Raw genomic sequence first — 20,044 nt, forward strand, 5'->3', positions numbered from 1 at the left:
TTTCGGGGGAAGTGCCCGAAGGGTTCACGGTCTCCCTCCGGCCTGCGGAACGACGGGCCGGCGGGGGAGCCCGGCACGGTGTGTCCACCCCTCGGACAGGGCCACCCTGGGCGCTGACCACTTGTCGGGTGAGGGACAATGAAGGCTCTGTCAGGGCGGGTTGCATGAGGGGACGCATGTCGGAGACGGAGCGGACGGGCACTTCCCGTCAGGAGACTCGTCAGGACAAGAGCGAGCGTCTTCTCGGCGGCCGGTACCGGCTGGGGGACGTACTGGGGCGGGGCGGCATGGGCACCGTCTGGCGTGCCGAGGACGAGACCCTCGGCCGGACGGTCGCGGTCAAGGAACTGAGGTTCCCGACCAGCATCGACGACGAGGAGAAGCGGCGCCTGATCACGCGCACCCTGCGCGAGGCCAAGGCGATCGCCCGGATCCGCAACAACAGCGCGGTCACGGTCTTCGACGTGGTGGACGAGGACGACCGGCCGTGGATCGTGATGGAACTGGTCGAGGGCAAGTCCCTCGCCGAGGTCATCCGCGAGGACGGCGTCCTCACGCCCCGGCGCGCCGCCGAGGTCGGTCTCGCCGTGCTGGACGTGCTGCGCTCCGCGCACCGCCAGGGCATCCTGCACCGGGACGTGAAGCCGTCCAACGTGCTGATCTCCGAGGACGGCCGGGTGGTGCTCACCGACTTCGGCATCGCGCAGGTCGAGGGCGACCCGTCCATCACCTCCACCGGCATGCTCGTTGGCGCCCCCTCGTACATCTCCCCGGAGCGGGCGCGCGGGCACAAGCCCGGCCCCGCCGCCGACCTGTGGTCGCTGGGCGGCCTGCTGTACGCGGCGGTGGAGGGCGCGCCGCCGTACGACAAGGGGTCGGCCATCGCCACGCTGACCGCCGTGATGACCGAGCCGCTGGAGGAGCCCAGGAACGCCGGGCCGCTGCGGGACGTCATCCACGGGCTGCTCACCAAGGACGCCGACCGACGCCTGGACGACGCCGGGGCCCGCGCCATGCTCAACGTGGTGCTGCACACCCGCGAGCCGCAGTCGATGGAGGCCACGCGGGTGGTGCCGCTCCCGGCCCAGCCCGACGCCCTGGAGAACCGGCGCGGCGGCGCGTCGCGCCCGGTCGCCGAGGGGGCCGGTGCGGGGGCGGCGGGTGCTGCCGCGGCGGCCGGTACCTCGGGGGGTTCCGGCTCGGGCTCAGGTTCTGGTTCCGGGGACGCGCGGACCGCCGTTTCGCCCGACTCCGGTGCGCCCAAGCCCAGTTCGGGCTGGCCCGTCGTACCGCCGCCGGACCTGGACCTGCCGGTGCGGTCCGCGCCGAAGGCGTCGATCACCGATGTGGTGTCCCGGCGGACGCTGGTGATCGCCGCCGTGGTGGCCGTCCTCGTGGTGGCCGGGATCGTCCTCGCCCTCGTGCTCGGCGGTGGCGGCGAGAAGAGCAACGGGCAGGGCGCGGACGGCCGTTCGACGACCGGGGCGGCCACCGAGCAGAACCCCACCGGCGCGGGCGGTGACGGCGGCGGTGCCGGGACCGACGGGAGCGCGTCGGCGTCCGCGAGCCGGGGCACCCCGTCCTCCGAGGGTGACGACAAGGGCTCGGACGACGACAACTCCGGCAAGGGGAAGGGCTCCGACGACGACCGGGGCTCCGACGACTCCGGCTCCAAGAGCGGCAGCGCCCCCGCCGTCACCACCCGCAAGGCGGCCCAGGGGTACGCGATCGGACTGCCCAAGGGCTGGAGGTTCACCTCTTCCGGCGCCGCCGGGGACCGTTACACCGGCCCCGACGGACAGAAGCTGCTCATCGGCTGGACCACCACGCCCAAGAGCGACCCGGTCGCGGACTGGCAGAGCCAGGAGCGCTACATGGTGCGCTCGCAGTACCACCGCGTCCACATAGAGAAGGTGGACTACCGCGGCTGGAACACGGCCGACTGGGAGTTCACCTACACCGCCGACGGCACCGGGTACCGCACGATCGACCGGGGCTTCGTCGTCAACGGACACCTGGGGTACGGACTGATGTACACCGCGAAGGCCGCGAACTGGGACAGCTCCCTGCGCGAGGACACCTTCCGGACACTCACGGAGTCGTTCGCGCCCAAGTCGTGACCCCGCCGAGCCCGTTTCGGTTCGCGGGAATCGGTCATCCCTTCGGTGCGGGTTGCCTCTGGCACGTATCGTGATGGGTTGCGGACCGTATGCAGCCGGTGGTGTCGGGGTACTGGCCCGTACGGAACCGATGTGGGCGGGCGTCAGCCGGGGGAGGGAACGTGGAGGACTACGCGGGCCGGGTACTGGCCGACCGCTATCGCCTGCCGTTGCCGCCCTCCGACGAGTACGAACTCACCGACACCCGCGCCTTCGACACCTACAGCGGCCAGGAAGTGCTGGTGCGTCAGGTGCCGCTGCCCGAGGTGGTCGAGGCCGAGGTGCTCGACGCCGAGGGGCTGCCCGAGGGGTTCACCGCCCGTGAGAGCGGCGCACGGCGCGCGTCCGGGGCGCGCGGCGCCACCCGCACGCCCTCCGACCCCGCCGTGCGGCGCGCCGTGGAGGCAGCCCAGGCGGCGGCCCGCATCCCGGACCATCCCCGGCTCGACCAGGTCTTCGACGTGTTCGCCGAGGGCGGCTCGCTGTGGATCGTCAGCGAGGCGGTCGCGGGACGGCCACTGTCCGCGCTGCTCGCCGGGGAGACGCTGAACCCGTACCGCGCCGCCGAGGTCGCCTCCGACGTGCTGATGGCGCTGCGCGTGCTGCACGCCCACGGCTGGGTGCACCGCAACATCACCTCCCGCACGGTCCTCGTCTGCGACGACGGCCGCGTGATGCTGACCGGGCTCGCGGTCGGCGCCGCCGAGGAGGCGCTGTGCGGGTACGACCCGGTGCCGGGCCACGAGCGGGCCGAGGCGGCCGGACCCGGGGCGGACACCGGCGCCCGGGGCCCGGCCGGACAGGGGATGTACGGGGACCACATCGCGGTGCGGCAGCGCGGTGTCCCGGTGCCGCCCGGCGTCTCCGGGCCCCCCGCCGCCGCGGGTCCGCCCGCCGTGCCCGGTCCCGCCGCTCCGGCGTCCGGCGACCCCGAGGCCGCGCGGCGGGCCGCCATCCAGGCGCGGGCCGCCGGGGGGCTGCCCGCCCCCGCCGCCGAACCCGCGCCCGCCCGCCCCGCCGTGCCCGGGACGCCGGGCCCGCGCGCCGTGCCCGCCAGCGGCAACGACATCCGGGCCGCGCGCGCCGGTGCCATCGCCGCGTACCGCGCGGGCGCCCAGGCCGCCGCCCGGGTGCAGGAGACCCGGCAGGGCGAGCGGGCCGCGCTGCCCGGAGCCCGCACACCCGAAGGGGGCCCCGCCGGTCCCGAGGGCGCCGGGAACGGGGCGGGGCCGTACGACGACGGGCCCGGCCGGGTCGCGGACCCCTACGGGGTGAACGGCGCCCCCTGGCACGGCGCTTCACCGCGCGACGGCGGCCGGGGCGGCGCCGGTTCACCCGGTGCACCGCCCGGTTCGGCACCCGGCGACCAGCGTCCCTCCGCCCTCGCGGGCGGCACCGCGCGCCTGCCGCTGCCCGGCCGGACACCGGGTCCCGACGACCCCTACGGCGCCCCGTGGCCCTCCGGCGGCACCGCGCCGACGCCCGTCCCGCCGTACGGCACCGCGTCCGGCCCGTCCCTGCCCGACCAGCGCGGCGCGGGCCTGCCCGGCCGGGACCGGCGGGCCGGTGCCGGACCCGCGCTGCCCGCGCAGCCCGGAGCGCCCGCGCAGCCCCTGCCGCCCACGCAGCCCGGAGCGCCCCGGTGGGACGAGCGTCCGGCCGGGCGGCGCGGTCCCGGCAGCGCGCTCGCCGCCGAGCGGGCGCGGCAGGTGCGGATGACGGTCGTCGGACCGGTCACCGAGCGCTGGGCGCCCGAGCAGGCCGGGTCCGTGCACGAGAACTGGCAGCTCGCCGCCCCCGTCGGCCCGGCCACCGACCTGTGGGCGCTCGGCGCGCTCCTCTTCCGTGCCGTGCAGGGCCACGCGCCCTACCCGGAGGACTCCACCGCCGAACTCGTCCAGCTGGTCTGCGCCGAGCCGCCCGCGTTCGCCGAGGAGTGCGGGGCGCTGCGCCCGGTCGTGGAGTCGCTGCTGCGCCAGGACCCCACCGAGCGGCCGGACGTGGAGGAACTGAACGGCTGGCTGCGGTCGTTGGTGCGGTCCGCGCCCGAACCGGACGCCGGGGTGCACGTGGTGCCGGTGCCGCCCGCCGACCCCAAGCGGCTGCCGATCATCCGGCGCCGGGGCGAGCTGGTGCGCCGCCGCCGCGCGGGCGTGCCCGCCCGGCACAAGCGCGCCGTGGAGGAGCCGGGCTCGCCGCGCCGCCTCGGCCGCCTGCTGCTTGTGCTGATCTTCCTGCTGCTGGCGGGCGCGGTCGCGTACGCCGTGCTCTTCATGCCCCGGCAGGGCGAGGACGGCGGGAGCACCGGCGCCGCGCCGCCCGCCACGAGTGCCACGCCGTCCGCGACCACGGCACCCTCCTCGGGGCGGTCGGCGGACAGCGGCGGAGCCCCGTCGAAGGACGCCTCCACACCCGCCGACGGCAACGGAACCGGGACCGACGGCGGCTCGAAGGCCGCCGACGGCTTCACGCTCCGCACGGACCCGGCCGGTTTCCGGATCGCCGTTGCCAATGGGTGGGACCGCGCGCCGAAGAACGGCAGTGGCCAAGTGGTCTACTCCCACGGCAACTTCGAGCTGATCGTCGTACCCGGCCGGGACAGCGCGTCGGCCGGGGGCGGCGACCCGATGGCCTATCAGCGCGACAGGGAACGCGAACTCCAGCCGTACCGGGACACGAGTTGGGCCACGGCCACCGGGCTGCGTACCACCGAGGTGGGCGGACGGGTCATGGCCGAGGGGCAGTTCACCTGGACCGACGGGCTCGGCCGTGACCTGTACGTGCGCAACATGGCCCTGCTGCTGAACGGGCGTTACCACGTCGTCCAGGTCCGGGGCCCCGAGGCGGAGCGGGACGAGATCACGCGGCTGTACGAACAGGCCACCTCCAGCTACCGGTTCACCGGCTGAGGCACGACCGGCTCACGCGGAGAGCGTCACAGGACTGTCACCTTGCACCCCCGCCGGTTCCGCGGGCCCGGACCGGTCTCTACTCTGACCCAGTCAAGAGCATTGCGGGGCAACGTGAATCAGATGCAGGGCCAGCTCATAGCGGGCCGCTACCGGCTCGTCGATTCCATCGGCAGCGGTGGCATGGGCCGGGTGTGGCGCGCGCACGACGAGGTGCTGCACCGGGCGGTCGCGGTCAAGGAGCTGACCGCCGCGCTGTACGTAGCCGAGAGCGACCGGGCGATCCTGCTCGCCCGGACCCGTGCCGAGGCCCGCGCCGCCGCGCGGATCAACCACTCGGCCGTGGTCACCGTGCACGACGTCCTCGAACACGACGGCCGTCCGTGGATCGTGATGGAACTGGTCGAGGGCAGCTCGCTGGCCGACGCGGTCAGGGAACACGGCCGGATCGAGCCGCGCGAGGCGGCCCGGATCGGCCTGTGGGTGCTGCGCGCGCTGCGCGCCGCGCATGCCGCCGGGGTCCTGCACCGGGACGTGAAACCCGGCAACGTCCTGCTCGGCCGCGACGGGCGGGTGCTGCTCACCGACTTCGGCATCGCCCAGATCGAGGGCGACTCCACCATCACCCGCACCGGCGAGGTCGTCGGCTCCGTCGATTACCTCGCCCCCGAGCGGGTGCGCGGCCACGACCCCGGCCCCGCCGCCGACCTGTGGGCGCTCGGCGCCACCCTCTACACGGCGGTCGAGGGCCGTTCGCCGTTCCGCCGCACCTCCCCGCTGACCACCATGCAGGCGGTCGTCGAGGAGGACGCCGCCGAACCCCGCCACGCCGAGGCGCTCACCCCCGTCATCGCCGCCCTGCTCCGCAAGGAACCCGAGCGGCGGCCGGTCGCGGAGGAGGCCGAGCAGATGCTCGCCGAGGCCGCCGAGGGACGCCGTCCCGGCTCCGCCCAGGCGTTCGTGCCGACCCAGGGGTCGGGCGTGCCGGGGCTGCCGGGCACCGGGTACCCCTCCGGCGCGTACCCGTCGGGCACGGGGGCGTACGGCACCGGGAGCGGGGGGCACACCACCACTCCGTACGGCAGCGGAAGCCATGCCTCCGGGGGGTGCGGGACGGGGAGCGGGCCGGGTGCGGTGTACGGGACCGGGAGCACGGCCGGGGCGTCGTACGGGACCGGGAACACAGCCGGGGCGTCGTACGGGACCGGGCCGGACGCGCGCGGGCGCGGCGCGAGCGGGACGGGAGGCAGCGGGGTCGGGGTCACCGGGCGTGCCGCCGTCGCGGGGCGGCCCCGGCGGCTGCGGACGCTCGCGCTCGTCGTCGCCGTCGCGGCGGTCGTCGGCGGGCTCGGCGCCGTCGCCGCCCAGCAGTGGAACACGCGTGCCGAGACGGGCCGTTCGCGCGGCGACGTCTCCCCGGCACCCGGCACCTCGGGCGGCGGGTCCGCCACCACGTCCACCGGACCCGGCGAGGACGGGACACCGGCCGGGTGGGAACGGCAGGACGATCCGCTGGGGTTCAGCCTCTCGCTGCCGAAGGGCTGGAAGCGGAAACCGTTCGGCGACACGAGCGGTCACCTCAAGCAGATCGACTACACCCCCGACGACGGGGTCCACTTCGTGCGCGTCTCCATCGACACCTCGCCGGACTTCTCCGACGCCTACGAGCACCAGCAGGACCTGGACCAGCAGCTCTCCGGCCGACTCGTGGACTACCGGCGCGTCGAACTGCGCAGGAACACCTACCGGGACCGCCCCGGCTCGCTGTGGGGATACACCTGGACCGCGCTGCCCAAGCAGAGCGCCGGACCCGGACCCCGGCGCGCCGTCGAGGAGACCTACTCCTCGCGTGACGGCACCGAGTACGCGCTCTACATGTCCGCGCCCGTCGCCGACTGGCCCCAGGCGGAGAAGGACTTCAAGTCGGTGCTTCAGGGGTGGCGGCCCGACTCGGCCTAGTAGAGCGGGAGTTGAGGCCAGGATGGGGCGCGTCCCGGCTCCGCTCGGCCTCGGATCCGCTCGGTCCCGGTGCCACTCGGCCTCGGCTCCGGTTGGCCGAGGAGTGCCCCCGGAAGGGCCGTTCGGGTGGGGGATGATGGGGCGCATGGGAGCCGAGGGGGACGACGGCCGGGTGATCGCGGGCCGCTACCGGCTGCGCGCGCGGGTCGGACGCGGCGGTATGGGCGTCGTGTGGCGGGCCGACGACCAACTCCTGGGCCGCCAGGTCGCGGTGAAGGAACTCGCGGGCGACGACGACCTTCCGGACGAGGAGGCCGCCCGCCGCCGGGAGCGCACCTTCCGGGAGGCACGGGCGGTCGCACAGCTCCGCCACCCGCACATCGTGGTCGTGCACGACGTGGTCGAGCAGGACGAACGCCCCTATCTGGTCATGGAGTTGATCGACGGCGGCTCGCTCGCCGACCGGATCGCCGCCGACGGTCCCGTGGACGCGGCCGAGGCCGCCCGGATCGGCGTGGACCTGCTCGCCGCGCTCGGCACCGCCCACGCGGCCGGGGTGCTGCACCGGGACGTGAAACCGGCGAACGTGCTGATCGAGTCCGGCACCGGGCGCGTGGTCCTCACCGACTTCGGCATCGCCCGGCTGGCGGGCACCACCACGCTCACCGAGACCGGCGCCTTCGTCGGCTCGCCCGAATACACCGCGCCGGAGCGGATGTCCGGCGGCACCACCGGCCCGGAGTCGGACCTGTGGTCGGTCGGGGTGCTGCTCTGCGCGGTGCTCAGCGGGGAATCCCCGTTCCGGCGCGACTCGATGGGCGGCGTCTGGCACGCCGTCGTCGCCGCCGAGATCCGCCTGCCCGAGCAGGCGGGCCCGCTGCTGCCCGTCGTACGGGGACTCCTGGAGCGGGACCCCGGGCGGCGGCTCGGCGCGCCCGAGGCCGCGCGGATGCTGCGGGCCTTCCTGGAGACCGGCCGGACCCCGCGGGCGGCGGCGGTCACCGAGCCGGGCCGCGCGCCCCGGCGGACGCCCGCCGCCCGGCGGGGTTCCTGGACGGACTGGTCGCCCACCGAGACCGATGTGCCCCGGCGCCGTACCGGCACGCCGGGCGCGGGGCGGCGGCCACGCGGCGTGCTGATCGCCGCGGTGCTGGCCGCGGCCGTCGTCGGGGCGGGCGTGTCGGCGGCGCTGCTGGCGGACCGGGCGGACGGCGGGAGCGGCGGCGGGAGCAGCACCGGGAGCGGTACCGGGACTGGTGGAGGTGCGGGGTCCGCCGGTACACCGTCCTCGGCGGTGTCGGGCCGGTCGGCGGACCCGTCCGGTGCGTCCGGTTCCTCGGCCTCGGCCAAGTCAGCCGATCCGCACGGTACTTCGGTGTCCGCCGCCCCCGCCGGATACCGGACGGCGCACGACCCGGCCGGGTTCTCCCTCGCCGTGCCGGAGGACTTCAGCCGCGATCTCCAGGGCGAGCGCGTCTTCTACCTCTCGCCCGGCCAGACCTTCCGGCTCGGCATCAAGGTCTCCGCTCCCCAACCGGGCGGTCCCGAGCAGGTGTTGAGCAAGGCATCCGCCGAAGGCAGCCGTACGAACCCCGGTTACCGCGATACCACCCTCGTCGAGTCCGTCCACGCCGGACTGCCCGCCGCCTCCTGGGAGTTCACCTGGAACGGCTACACGAGGACGGAGGGCCCGCGCCACACCTACGACACCTGCTGGGAGCAGAGCGGCCGGATGTACGACGTGTGGGTGTCGGCGCCGGTCGGCAGAGGGGCCGAGGCGAAGCGGTACTTCGACACGGCACTCGACACCTTCGTGCCCAAATCAAGCTGACCGAAAGACAGTTGAGGTCCGCGCTTCGACAAGCGGACGGTGCGCGGGGTACTCATGTGCCATGAATCGAGACGGCGGACACCCGCCCGACGCACCGGTGATCGGCGGGCGCTATCGGCTCCTCGAACGGCTCGGCGCCGGTCCCTCCGGGACGGTGTGGCGGGCGCGGGACGAGCAGGAGGGGCGGGAGGTCGCCGTCAAGGAGCCGGACCTGCCCGGTGACCCGGCCGACGACGAGGAGAGCCGCCGCAGCGCGCACCGCGTCTGGCGGGAGGCGCGCACCGCGAGCCGGGTCCGGCACCCCTCGGCGGTCACCCCGCTCGACGTGGTCACCGAGGCCGACGGGATGCCGTGGATCGTGATGGAGCTGGTGCGCGGCGAGTCGCTGCGGGAGACCCTGCGGCGCGGCCCGCTCGACCCCGCCGAGGCCGCCCGGATCGGGCTCGCCGTCCTGGGCGCCCTGCGCGCCGCGCACGCCGTGGGCATCGTGCACCGGGACATCAAGCCCGCCAACGTGCTGGTCGAGGCGGGCACCGGCCGGGTCGTCGTCACCGACTTCGGCATCGGGGACGGCCACACCGACGAGGCACCCGCCGGGTTCGTCGCCCCCGAGCACGCCGCCGGGCGGGGCGCCGGGCCCGCCTCCGACCTGTGGTCCCTGGGCGCGCTGCTCACCGCCGCCGTCGAGGGCGGCGACCCCGGTCCGCTCGGTCCACTGCTGGCGCGGCTGCACGCGCCCGCCCCGGAGGCCCGCCCGGACGCGGAGCAGGTCGCGGCGGCGCTGGCGGAGTGCGCGGGGGCGGAGGCTGTCGAGGGTGCGGGCGCCGAGGGCGCGGGGGCTGCGGTGGATGTCGGTGCGGGTGCGGGTGCGGGTGCGGGTGCGGGTGCGGAGGCGGTGGCGGGCGTCGGCGCTGTTGCTCACGCCGGCTCCGGTTCCGGTCCCGGTCCTGGTCCTGGTCCGAGTAGCGGTCCCGGTCCCGATCCGGTTCCCGGTGCCCCGGCGCCGGGTGCCGTGCTGACGGACCCGGTGCCGGACGCCGTACCGCAGACGGCCCAGCCGTCTCGCCGTACCCCCCTCTCCACCCTGGCCCTGCTGCTTGCCAGAAGACCCGGAGCCGAGTGACCGGAACCCGTGACCGCGCTGATCAGCACGTTTCCTGCCAGTGATCGCTGGCGTGATGTGACCGCCCGGTGAAACCGCGTTACCGACGGGTACCCAAAGCTCCGGCCGGGGCATACCCTGCGGCTCATGACGGACACGCAGGCTGTGGACAGCACCGGTACCAACCCCGTGGCACCCGCCCCCGAGGGCGCCCGCACCGCCGCCGACGTGGTCACCCCGGAACTGGTGGCCCTGCTGGTGAAGGGGGTCGTCGGATCGGGTCGTACCGCCAGCCACACCCCGTTCACCGGCGCGAAGCTCGCCGACCTGCCCGAGTCCACGCCCGAGGACGTGGCGCGGGCGTTCGAGGTGGCGCGGGCCGCGCAGGCGGTGTGGGAGCGGGTGCCGGTGGCCCGGCGCGCGGCCGTGCTGCTCCGCTTCCACGACCTGCTGCTGGAACGGCAGGCCGAGGTGCTGGACCTCGTACAGCTGGAGACCGGCAAGGCGCGGCTGCACGCGCACGAGGAGGTGCAGGCCGTCGCCGTCGCCGCCCGGCACTACGGCCGCAAGGCTCCGGCCCTGCTGCGCCCCCGGCGGCACACCGGTGCCGTGCCGACCCTCACCAAGGTGACCGAGCTGCGGCACCCGCGCGGGGTCGTCGGCCAGATCGCCCCCTGGAACTACCCGCTGGAGCTGTCCGTCGGGGACGCGCTGCCCGCGCTCGCCGCGGGCAACGCGGTGGTCATGAAGCCCGACACCGAAACCTGCCTGACCGCGCTGTGGGCCCGTGACCTGCTGGTCGAGGCGGGGCTGCCCGAGGGCGCCCTCCAGATCGTGCTGGGCGAGGGCCCGGTGATCGGCCCGGAGGTCGTCCGGCACGCCGACTACGTCTCCTTCACCGGCTCCACCCGTACCGGCCGCGAGGTCGCCCGTGGCGCCGCCGCCCGGCTGGTCGGCGTCTCCCTCGAACTCGGCGGCAAGAACGCCATGTTGGTGCTGGACGACGCCGACGTGGAGAAGGCCGCCGCCGGAGCGGTCCGTGCCTGCTTCTCCTCGGCCGGTCAACTGTGCGTCTCCATCGAGCGGTTGTACGTCCACGCCTCCGTCGCGGACGCCTTCCTCGACCGGTTCGCCGCACGCACCCGCGCCCTGCGGCTCGGCACCTCGCTCGCCTACGGCGCCGACATGGGATCGCTGGTGGGGGAGCGGCAGTTGGAGACCGTGACCCGGCACGTGGACGAGGCCGTCGCCAAGGGCGCGACGGTCGTCGCGGGTGGCGTCGCCCGGCCCGACATCGGCCCGTACTTCTTCGAGCCGACCATCCTCGACGGCGTCGAACCCTCCATGACCGTCTGCGAGGAGGAGACCTTCGGTCCGGTCGTCTCCGTCTACCGCTTCACCGACGACGATGAGGCGGTGGAGCGCGCCAACGCCACGCCGTACGGGCTCAACGCCTCGGTGTGGACGGCGAGTCCGCGCCGGGGTCTGGCGATCGCCGCCCGGCTGCGCACCGGCACCGTCAACATCAACGAGGGGTATGCGCCCGCCTACGGCAGCGTGCGGTCCCCGATGGGCGGCATGAAGGACTCCGGCCTCGGCCGCCGCCACGGCTCCGAGGGCATCCTCAAGTACACCGAGGCGCAGACCGTCGCCCGGCAGCGGCTGCTGCCGATGGCGCCGTCGCTCGGCATGGACGACGAGAAGTACGCCGCGTTCATGTCCCGGAGCCTGCGGCTGATGAAGGCGTTCCGCCTCGGCTGATGGCCCCCGGCGGTCTCGGGCGGCCTCCGGCGGTCTCGCGCGGTGCCTGGCAGCCCCTGACGGTCCCCTGATCGCGTACCTCCGCACGCGTCACTCGACGAGGAGAACACCGTGCCCGAGCCCGACCACGCCTCCGACCGTGCGTCCGGTGGCGCCCACGACGACGCCTCCGGCCGCGCGTCCGACCGCGCGTCCGGCGGTGCCCAAGCCCACGCCTCCGACCGCGGTCACGCCTATGACTACGACGTACTCGTCATCGGCTCGGGGTTCGGCGGCTCGGTGTCCGCGCTGCGCCTCACCGAGAAGGGCTACACGGTCGGGGTGCTGGAGGCCGGTCGCCGCTTCACCCGCGCGACCCTTCCGAAGAACTCCTGGGACCTGCGCAACTACCTCTGGGCGCCCCGGCTCGGCATGTTCGGCCTCCAGCGCATCCATCTGCTGGGCAACGTCATGGTGCTGGCCGGAGCGGGTGTCGGCGGCGGCTCCCTCAACTACGCCAACACGCTCTACGTACCGCCGAAAGCCTTCTTCGAGGACCCCCAGTGGCGCGGAATCACCGACTGGCAGGACGAGTTGAGTCCGTACTACGACCAGGCGCGGCGGATGCTCGGAGTGCGGCTCAACCCCACCACGACCCCCTCCGACACGCATCTGAAGGCGGCTGCCGAGCGGATGGGGGTCGGTGACACCTTCCATCTCGCACCGGTCGGCGTCTTCTTCGGCGACGGCGAGGACGCCGACGGCTCCGCCCGTGCCCGGCCCGGCGACGAGACCGCCGACCCCTACTTCGGCGGCGCGGGCCCGGCGCGGCGCGCCTGCGTCGAGTGCGGCGAGTGCATGACCGGCTGCCGCCACGGCGCGAAGAACACCCTCAACGAGAACTACCTGTACCTCGCGGAGAAGGCGGGCGCCGAGGTGCATCCGATGACCACCGTCGTGTCCGTCACGGACGACTCACGCGGCGGGTACGCGGTGCGGACCCGTCCGACGGACGGGCGGCGAGGCCGCAGGCGCAAGGCCAACAGGGGCCAACCGGCCGATGGGGGAAGGCTGTTCACCGCCCGCCGGGTCGTCGTCGCGGCCGGGACGTACGGCACTCAGACCCTGCTGCACCGCATGAAGGCGGGGCGCCAACTGCCTTACATATCGGCTCGGTTGGGCGATCTCACCCGTACCAACTCCGAGGCCCTGGTCGGCGCCCAGACCGACGACCGCCGTTACCGCCGGGCCACCGGTGAGCCGCGCGCCGACTTCACCCGCGGTGTCGCCATCACCTCCTCGGTCCACCCCGACGCCAACACCCACATCGAACCGGTCCGCTACGGCAAGGGCTCCAACGCGATGGGCGGGCTGTCCATCCTCCAAGTCCCGTACGCCGAGGGCTCGTCGCGGGTGCTGGGCTGGCTGGCGAACGCGGCCCGGCATCCGGTCCAGGTGGCACGCTCGCTGTCCAACCGGCGCTGGTCGGAGCGGACCATCATCGGGCTGGTCATGCAGTCGCTGGACAACTCGCTGACCACGTACCTGAAGCCGGACGGTGTCGGAAAGGGCCTGCTCACCGCCCGGCAGGGCCACGGCGCCCCCAATCCGAAGCAGATCCGCGCCGCCTCCGAGGCCGCCACCGCGCTCGCCGCCGAGATCAACGGCTTCGCGGGCAGCAACGTCGGCGAACTCATGGGCACCCCGCTCACCGCGCACTTCCTCGGCGGCTGCCCCATCGGTGACTCCCCGGAGACCGGCGTCATCGACCCGTACCACCGGCTCTACGGCCACCCCGGCATCTCCGTTGTGGACGGCGCCGCCGTCTCCGCCAACCTCGGCGTCAACCCGTCCCTCACCATCACCGCGCAGGCCGAGCGGGCGATGTCGTACTGGCCGAACAGGGGCGAGGTGGACCCGCGTCCGGCGCCCGGCGCGGCGTACCGGCGGCTGGAGCCGGTCGCGCCGCTGCGGCCCGCCGTCCCGGCGGAGGCGTTCGGCGCGTTGCGGCTGACGTTCCTGGGGGTGCCGGGGGTGCCGGGGGTGCGGACGGAGGGGTGAGTCCCAGGAGGGGCGGGTGCGGGGGTGGGGGGTGGAAAAGCGCGAGGACCTGCATCCCCCTCCGAAGGCAGGTCCCGCCGCTTACCGTCTCTTGATCCGGTAGCAGGTTGGATCGGTGGGGACCCGCAACGGTTGTACCGGCCCGCGCGCTTTCCGTGTGAAGTGGCTCACATTCCGCGCGGGTACGGCGAAGGGCCCCGCGGTACCTGAGGCCGCGGGGCCCTTCGTGCGTCGGCACCGACGGTCAGGGCGGTGTCGGTGCCTCGGAAGCGGCGCCGGGGGGTCGCGCCGCCTGTTCTCGATTTTCCCGGCCCCCGTGCGGACGGGCCGGGCTGTGTGCCGGGAGCTGCGAGGGGACTCGGGGGGCTGCTCGCGCGTCGGGCGGGAAGCGGGATGAGCGGGGCATCCGCGGGCGTCCGTCCGGCACCGTTCGACTGTGCAGTTGTCCCGCCGGTCGGCTCCGGGCGTCCCCGGAGCCGACCGTTCTCTTGGGTGACCGGGCTGCTGTCCCCTGCCGTCCGGTCACTTACCTGGAGCGAGGTCCCACGGAGTACGGCACGACCCGTACGCCTCATCGCCCCAGCGAGCCACGCGTGGTTCTTCGGACCCGCCCCTGGCTGGCACGGACACCCCGCTCAACGAAGCGGTGCGCGGGGCGGTCACGCGCCGTACGGGTGAGAGCGGGACCGAACTCAGATGCGACTCCGGTGCCCGGTCGGACGCGTACCACCGCGGTCGCCTTCAGATGCGGCCCCGGCACAGCTCCAGCAGGGTCATGGCGAGCGGGGTGCCCGGTCGGCCGAGGGCCGCGCGGAAGCGGTCCAGGATCTCCATCTCGCGGGACAGGTGCACGCGCCGCCCGCCGGACGCGATGCGGGTCTGCTGGACGACGCTGGAGACGGCCATTCGCTCCTGGATGAGGCCGATGATGCGGTCGTCGAGGACGTCGATGCGGTCGCGGGCGGCGGCGATGGTTGTTTCGGGGGTGGTGGCTTCGGGTGTGGTGTCCGGGGCGGTGGGGGCGTCCGGCGTCGGTGCCGGGTCCAGGCTGGTGCTGGTGCTGGTGCTGGTGCTGGTGTGGGTGCGGCCGTCGGTGGTGGTCATCTCGGGGCTCCTCGGGGTGGTGTCGTGGAACACCCCCGGACCGGTGCCTGGCCCCGGACACGACAGACGCCCCAGGGCCTTGTCGGCCCTGGGGCGCCTGGGAAAGCGCTTGGCGTCAGCTCAAGCAGCTCGACCGTGGCAACCGGCGGGCCGGATGCCATAGGTAAAGAAGCGGGTCGTCTGCGTGAGCATGCGGCCAGTATGGCACGGGGCCGCCACCGGGCCGTCGAATCGCCCGTTCGGTCCCCGTTAGACTCGGAGGCACAGACCCCCGCCCGACCGCCGGAAGGCACCCCGTGTCATCAGCGACTCCCGCTGCCGCCGCTCCCGACACCGTCCTGGTCGTCGATTTCGGCGCGCAGTACGCCCAGCTCATCGCCCGACGCGTCCGCGAGGCGCGGGTCTACAGCGAGATCGTGCCGAGCACCATGCCGGTCGCGGAGATGCTCGCCAAGAACCCGGCGGCGATCATCCTCTCCGGAGGCCCCTCGTCCGTGTACGAGGAGGGCGCCCCCCGGCTCGACCGCACGCTGTTCGAGGCCGGTGTCCCCGTCTTCGGCATGTGCTACGGCTTCCAGCTCATGGCCGAGGTCCTCGGCGGCACCGTGGACAACACCGGCGCCCGTGAGTACGGCCGTACCGACCTCGCCGTCTCCAAGTCCGGCTCGACCCTCTTCGAGGGCACCCCGGACGAGCAGCACGTGTGGATGTCGCACGGCGACGCCTGCTCCGCAGCTCCCGAGGGTTTCACCGTGACCGCGTCCACCGCCGTCGTCCCGGTCGCCGCCTTCGAGAACGACGCCAAGAAGCTCTACGGAGTGCAGTACCACCCCGAGGTCATGCACTCCACCCACGGCCAGCAGGTCCTGGAGCACTTCCTCTACCGGGGCGCGGGCCTCACCCCGACCTGGACCACGGGCAACGTGATCGAGGAGCAGGTCGCCGCGATCCGCGCCCAGGTCGGCGACAAGCGCGCCATCTGCGGTCTGTCCGGCGGCGTGGACTCCGCCGTCGCCGCCGCCCTCGTCGCCCGCGCCATTGGCGACCAGCTGACCTGCGTGTACGTCGATCACGGCCTGATGCGCAAGGGCGAGACCGAGCAGGTCGAGAAGGACTTCGTGGCCGCGACCGGCGTCAAGCTGGTCGTCGTGGACGCCGAGGAGCGCTTCCTGACCGCGCTCAAGGGCGTCAGCGACCCCGAGGAGAAGCGGAAGATCATCGGCCGCGAGTTCATCCGCGTCTTCGAGCAGGCGCAGGCGGACATCATCGCGGACGCCGGTCCGGCCGTGGAGTTCCTCGTCCAGGGCACCCTCTACCCGGACGTGGTCGAGTCCGGCGGCGGCACCGGCACCGCCAACATCAAGTCGCACCACAACGTCGGCGGCCTCCCCGAGGACCTGGAGTTCCAGCTCGTCGAGCCCCTGCGCCAGCTGTTCAAGGACGAGGTCCGGATGGTCGGCCAGGAACTGGGCCTGCCCGAGGAGATCGTCCAGCGCCAGCCGTTCCCCGGTCCCGGCCTCGGCATCCGCATCGTCGGTGAGGTCACCAAGGAGCGGCTCGACCTGCTCCGCGACGCCGACGCGATCGCCCGCGAGGAGCTGACCGCCGCCGGTCTCGACCGGGACATCTGGCAGTGCCCCGTGGTGCTGCTCGCCGACGTCCGCTCGGTCGGCGTCCAGGGCGACGGCCGCACCTACGGCCACCCGATCGTGCTGCGCCCGGTCTCCTCCGAGGACGCCATGACCGCCGACTGGTCCCGGCTGCCCTACGACGTCCTCGCCCGGATCTCCACCCGCATCACCAACGAGGTCCGCGACGTCAACCGCGTCGTCCTCGACGTCACCTCGAAGCCGCCGGGCACCATCGAGTGGGAGTGATCCCGCGGGGCTGACGAGCTCCCGGCCGGTCCCGGCAGCCGGACGCGCGGCCGGTCCCGCCAGGGGCGCGGGCCCCGGCCCGGCGGCTTCTCCGGGCGCGGAGGTCACCTCCGCCTGAGCGTGCGCACCGGCGCTCCCGGCCGCCAGACCTGGACGACGAGGACCTCGTCGTCCTCGACGGTGGTCCGTACGACCTCGGTCAACTCGGTGCGGAAGAGGTGGAACGGCTGCGGCGGTTCCACCTCTTCCGTGTACGCCGACTTCACCGGCCCGTCCGCCACCTCCACCGCCCGCCCCGCGATCCGTACGTCCCCGCCGCCCATCCCCGTGCCCTCCCCGGGGTTGGCGTGCAGCTCGAACCTCGGGTCCCGCAGCAGGTCCAGGGCCTTCATCGAGCCGGGCATCATGCCGAGCCACAGTTCGCCGCCCCGGAAGTCGGCCTCCAGCCCGGAGGCGCGCGGGGCGCCGTCCCTGCGGACCGTGGCGAGGACGTGATGACGGAAGGCGCCGAAACGCTGCTCGACCACGGCGGCGAGATCGGGTTCGGCGGAGGTGAAGGCTGCCCAGTTCATGTCCGCAGTCTCACCGGTATACCCGACAACTTCTGTCGTATTTCCCGGCGGGTTTTCCACCCGTTTCCCGGCGGGTTTTCCACCGGCACCACCTGGGTGCGTGCCCGAGGGTTCCGGGGCGCGTGCGGACGGGTTCCACGATGCGTGCCGAGGGGTTCCGGGGCGCGTGCCGACGGGTTCCACGGTGCGTGCCGAGGGGTTCCGGGGCGCGTGCCAACGGGTTCCACGGCGTGTGCCGACGGGTTCCGTGGGCGCCTTCCCGGACCGTCACCCCGTCCCGGATGCGGCCCCGGCCGCACCAGGTGACCCGGCGGTCTGCCATTCCGCCCTGACCGGCGGTAACTTCCGGGCGGTACGGAACTTTCCCCGCTGGAGGACCTATGCACGGCCCGACCCCACCCCGGCCGCTGCCCACGGACCGGCTCACCTTCGCCATGCCGCCCACACACGCCTCCGTCGAGGACGAGCGGCGCCATCGCAGGGAACGGCTGGCCGGTGCGCTGCGGATCTTCGCGCACGCCGGGTTCGAGGACGGGGTGTCCGGACACATCACCGCCCGCGACCCCGAGTACAGCGACTGCTTCTGGGTCAACCCGTTCGGCATGCCGTTCCGGCACGTCACCGCCGGTGACCTCGTCCTCGCCAACGCGGACGGCCAGGTCGTCGAGGGACGCCACCACGTCAACCAGGCCGCCTTCACCGTCCACGCCCAGGTGCACGCCGCCCGCCCGGACGTCGTCGCCGTCGCGCACTGCCACACCGTCCACGGCCGCGCCCTCGCCGCCCTCGGTGAACTCATCGAGCCCATCACCCAGGAGAGTTGCGCCTTCTACGAGGACATGGCGCTCTACGACGCCTACAGCGGGGTCACCGTCGATGCCGAGGAGGGCAGGCGCATCGCGGACGTGCTGGGCACCCGCAAGGCACTGCTGCTGCGCAACCACGGCGCGCTCACCGTCGGGGACTCGGTGGACGCCGCCGCCTGGTGGTTCCTCTCCCTGGAACGCTGCAGCCAGGTCCAGCTGCTGTCCAAGGCGGCGGGCATCCCGGTGCTGATCGGGCACCGGCAGGCCGTCACCACCCGCGAACAGCTTGGCGGCGACCTCGTCGCCTGGATCAACCACCAGCCCCGCTGGCAGGAGATCAGCCGCAGCGAACCCGACCTGCTGACCTGACCCCCGCCCGGCCGCCCCGGCCCGCCGGGACCCAGTCAACGCCGTGGCCGGACCGTCACCCGCACCGACCCGGACCGCCCGCCGCGCACCCCCCTGCGTAGGGCACAATTCGCTGTCATCACTGGGGAGTTGCACGGCGACAGGACGGCCCGTCACAGCGGGACGCCGGCCGGGTCCGAGGGGCATGGGAAGGCGGGCGTCGGTCGTGGCGGTCCAGCAGGCGGGAGAGAGCGTGACGACGGGCACCGGCGGCACGCACAGCGGCGGCTGCACCTGTGGGGACTGCCCGCACGGCGCCCGCGAGGGCCACCGGCGGGCGGTCGCCGCCTTCCTGCGCGCCCGCGACGAGTTCGCCGCCGGACACGGCCTGCCCACCGCCGTCGCCCACTCCGCCTCCGCGTCCCGGCAGTGGGTCTCCGCCGAACTCACCCAGCGCGCCGAGTCCGTCGCCGCACGCGGCCGGGCCGAGGGCGCGTCCTGGCTCGCCCGGCTCTGGCTGCGCACCGCCTGCGCGGTGTGGGGCGCCGTCGTCGTCCTGCTGCTCGCCGAGGCGCTGACCGCCGTCGGCGCCGGTTGGGACGCCACCCGCACCGCCGCCCTGCTCGCCGCGCTCCTCGTCGCGGCCGGTCTGACCACCGCCTCCTGGTTCCACCGGGCACGCGGTGGTGCGCTCGCGCCCGTCATCGGTGAGGACAACCGCATGTCCACCTCCCGTACCGTCGCCGCCTGCTGGGTCCTCGTCACCGCCTACGCCGTCCTCCTGCTCTCCGGGCGGCTCGCCGCCGCCTCCGGCCACGCCGAGCGCGACGCCCTGATCTCCGGTCTCGACCTCGCGCGCGGGGCGGGCATGGTGACCGTCCTCGCCGTCGTCTGCGGGGTCGCCGTCCTGGTCCGCCGGGTGGTCGGGCTGCGCGTCCTCGGGCAGCGGCTGCAGAAGGTCCCGGCCGACCGGCCGCGCGCCGCCGACCTCCTCACCGACGACTCCGGCCGCGGTGCCTTCACCGACCTCCAGTACGCCGTCGTCTGCGCCGTCGCCCTCGTCTTCGCCGCCGTCCGCCTCGCCCGCCGTCCCGACCAGCTCCCCGACCTGCCCTGGGGGCTGGCCACGCTGGTGCTGATCTCCGCGGCGACCTACCTGGCGGGGAAGTACGCCGAGGGCGGGCGGCCCGTCGTCCTCTCCGTGGTCCGCTCCCGCGAACCCGGCGACCTCGACGGCCCCATCCGCACCGGCGACGACATCGAGATCCGGGGCGCCGGGTTCGTCCCGCCCGGCGCCCAGACCGCCGACCGGCTCGCCCGGACGGTCGTCCGCATCGGCGCCGTGGACGTGCAGGTCCCGCTCGTCCCCGTCCCCGGCGGCTTCCGCAACCCCACCGACACCACCCTCACCGTCCCCGTCCCGGCCGAGGTGGAGCCCGGCACGGTCGAGGTCCAGGTCATCACCGCGGCCGGGGTGCCGACCAACCGGTGCGTGGTCGAGATCGCGGAGTGAGGCGCGGCGCCCCGAGGGGCGGGTGTTCCGCCGGGTGCGGGCCCCGTCGAACCGGGACCCGAT

At 74.2% G+C, this 20,044-nt stretch carries 12 protein-coding genes; 10 read left to right on the forward strand and 2 right to left on the reverse strand.

Going from position 1 to position 20,044, the window contains the following annotated elements; all coding sequences use genetic code 11:
• Positions 1-176 precede the first annotated feature (176 nt).
• The 7 genes from KUM39_RS15460 to KUM39_RS15490 all read left to right on the forward strand — a co-directional run bounded on the left by KUM39_RS15460 (position 177) and on the right by KUM39_RS15490 (position 13,761).
• Positions 177-2,120 (forward strand): serine/threonine-protein kinase, encoded by a 1,944-nt coding sequence (locus KUM39_RS15460; RefSeq protein ID WP_217786214.1) that lies wholly within the window; start codon positions 177-179, stop codon positions 2,118-2,120.
• A gap of 161 nt (positions 2,121-2,281) precedes the next feature.
• On the forward strand, positions 2,282-5,068 hold the full coding sequence (locus KUM39_RS15465) for a serine/threonine kinase C-terminal domain-containing protein (protein WP_217786215.1): 2,787 nt from the start codon (positions 2,282-2,284) through the stop codon (positions 5,066-5,068).
• Between the two features lie 123 nt (positions 5,069-5,191).
• On the forward strand, positions 5,192-7,027 hold the full coding sequence (locus KUM39_RS15470) for a serine/threonine-protein kinase (RefSeq protein WP_217786216.1): 1,836 nt from the start codon (positions 5,192-5,194) through the stop codon (positions 7,025-7,027).
• Positions 7,028-7,172: 145 nt separating this feature from the next.
• Entirely contained in the window at positions 7,173-8,858 is a 1,686-nt protein-coding gene (locus KUM39_RS15475; protein WP_217786217.1) for a serine/threonine-protein kinase, read from the forward strand.
• Between the two features lie 61 nt (positions 8,859-8,919).
• Positions 8,920-9,981 carry a serine/threonine-protein kinase gene (locus tag KUM39_RS15480; RefSeq protein WP_217786218.1) on the forward strand — a complete coding sequence of 354 codons (1,062 nt, stop codon included), beginning with the start codon at positions 8,920-8,922 and terminating at the stop codon, positions 9,979-9,981.
• Positions 9,982-10,107: 126 nt separating this feature from the next.
• Entirely contained in the window at positions 10,108-11,721 is a 1,614-nt protein-coding gene (locus tag KUM39_RS15485) for a succinic semialdehyde dehydrogenase (protein WP_217786219.1), read from the forward strand.
• 255 nt (positions 11,722-11,976) lie between these two features.
• Entirely contained in the window at positions 11,977-13,761 is a 1,785-nt protein-coding gene (locus tag KUM39_RS15490) for a GMC family oxidoreductase (protein WP_217786268.1), read from the forward strand.
• A 741-nt stretch (positions 13,762-14,502) separates the two neighbouring features.
• Here KUM39_RS15490 and KUM39_RS15495 read toward each other — a convergent pair.
• Complete coding sequence (locus KUM39_RS15495; protein ID WP_217786220.1) at positions 14,503-14,865, reverse strand: chorismate mutase; 363 nt, start codon at positions 14,863-14,865, stop codon at positions 14,503-14,505.
• Between the two features lie 296 nt (positions 14,866-15,161).
• Between KUM39_RS15495 and guaA the strand changes: the two genes are divergently transcribed.
• Positions 15,162-16,742, forward strand: a complete 1,581-nt coding sequence (gene guaA, locus KUM39_RS15500) for a glutamine-hydrolyzing GMP synthase (RefSeq protein WP_217786221.1) — start codon at positions 15,162-15,164, stop codon at positions 16,740-16,742.
• 104 nt (positions 16,743-16,846) lie between these two features.
• Here guaA and KUM39_RS15505 read toward each other — a convergent pair whose 3' ends face one another.
• Entirely contained in the window at positions 16,847-17,314 is a 468-nt protein-coding gene (locus KUM39_RS15505) for a pyridoxamine 5'-phosphate oxidase family protein (RefSeq protein WP_217786222.1), read from the reverse strand.
• Between the two features lie 380 nt (positions 17,315-17,694).
• On the opposite strand from KUM39_RS15505, the gene KUM39_RS15510 reads away from it, so the two are divergent.
• Positions 17,695-18,489 carry a class II aldolase/adducin family protein gene (locus tag KUM39_RS15510; RefSeq protein WP_217786223.1) on the forward strand — a complete coding sequence of 265 codons (795 nt, stop codon included), beginning with the start codon at positions 17,695-17,697 and terminating at the stop codon, positions 18,487-18,489.
• Positions 18,490-18,694: 205 nt separating this feature from the next.
• On the forward strand, positions 18,695-19,981 hold the full coding sequence (locus tag KUM39_RS15515; RefSeq protein ID WP_217786224.1) for a hypothetical protein: 1,287 nt from the start codon (positions 18,695-18,697) through the stop codon (positions 19,979-19,981).
• The last annotated feature ends 63 nt before the right edge of the window (positions 19,982-20,044 follow it).

This window comes from Streptomyces corallincola (assembly GCF_019104725.1).
Lineage (GTDB): Bacteria > Actinomycetota > Actinomycetes > Streptomycetales > Streptomycetaceae > Streptomyces > Streptomyces corallincola.

Excerpts from the sequence above, each read along its gene's own strand:
- KUM39_RS15470 (WP_217786216.1), top strand. The coding sequence starts at position 5,192 with ATGCAGGGCCAGCTCATAGCGGGCCGCTACCGGCTCGTCGATTCCATC.
- KUM39_RS15480 (WP_217786218.1), top strand. The coding sequence starts at position 8,920 with ATGAATCGAGACGGCGGACACCCGCCCGACGCACCGGTGATCGGCGGG.
- KUM39_RS15495 (WP_217786220.1), bottom strand. The coding sequence starts at position 14,865 with ATGACCACCACCGACGGCCGCACCCACACCAGCACCAGCACCAGCACC.
- KUM39_RS15510 (WP_217786223.1), top strand. The coding sequence starts at position 17,695 with ATGCACGGCCCGACCCCACCCCGGCCGCTGCCCACGGACCGGCTCACC.
- KUM39_RS15505 (WP_217786222.1), bottom strand. The coding sequence starts at position 17,314 with ATGAACTGGGCAGCCTTCACCTCCGCCGAACCCGATCTCGCCGCCGTG.
- KUM39_RS15475 (WP_217786217.1), top strand. The coding sequence starts at position 7,173 with ATGGGAGCCGAGGGGGACGACGGCCGGGTGATCGCGGGCCGCTACCGG.
- KUM39_RS15485 (WP_217786219.1), top strand. The coding sequence starts at position 10,108 with ATGACGGACACGCAGGCTGTGGACAGCACCGGTACCAACCCCGTGGCA.
- KUM39_RS15460 (WP_217786214.1), top strand. The coding sequence starts at position 177 with ATGTCGGAGACGGAGCGGACGGGCACTTCCCGTCAGGAGACTCGTCAG.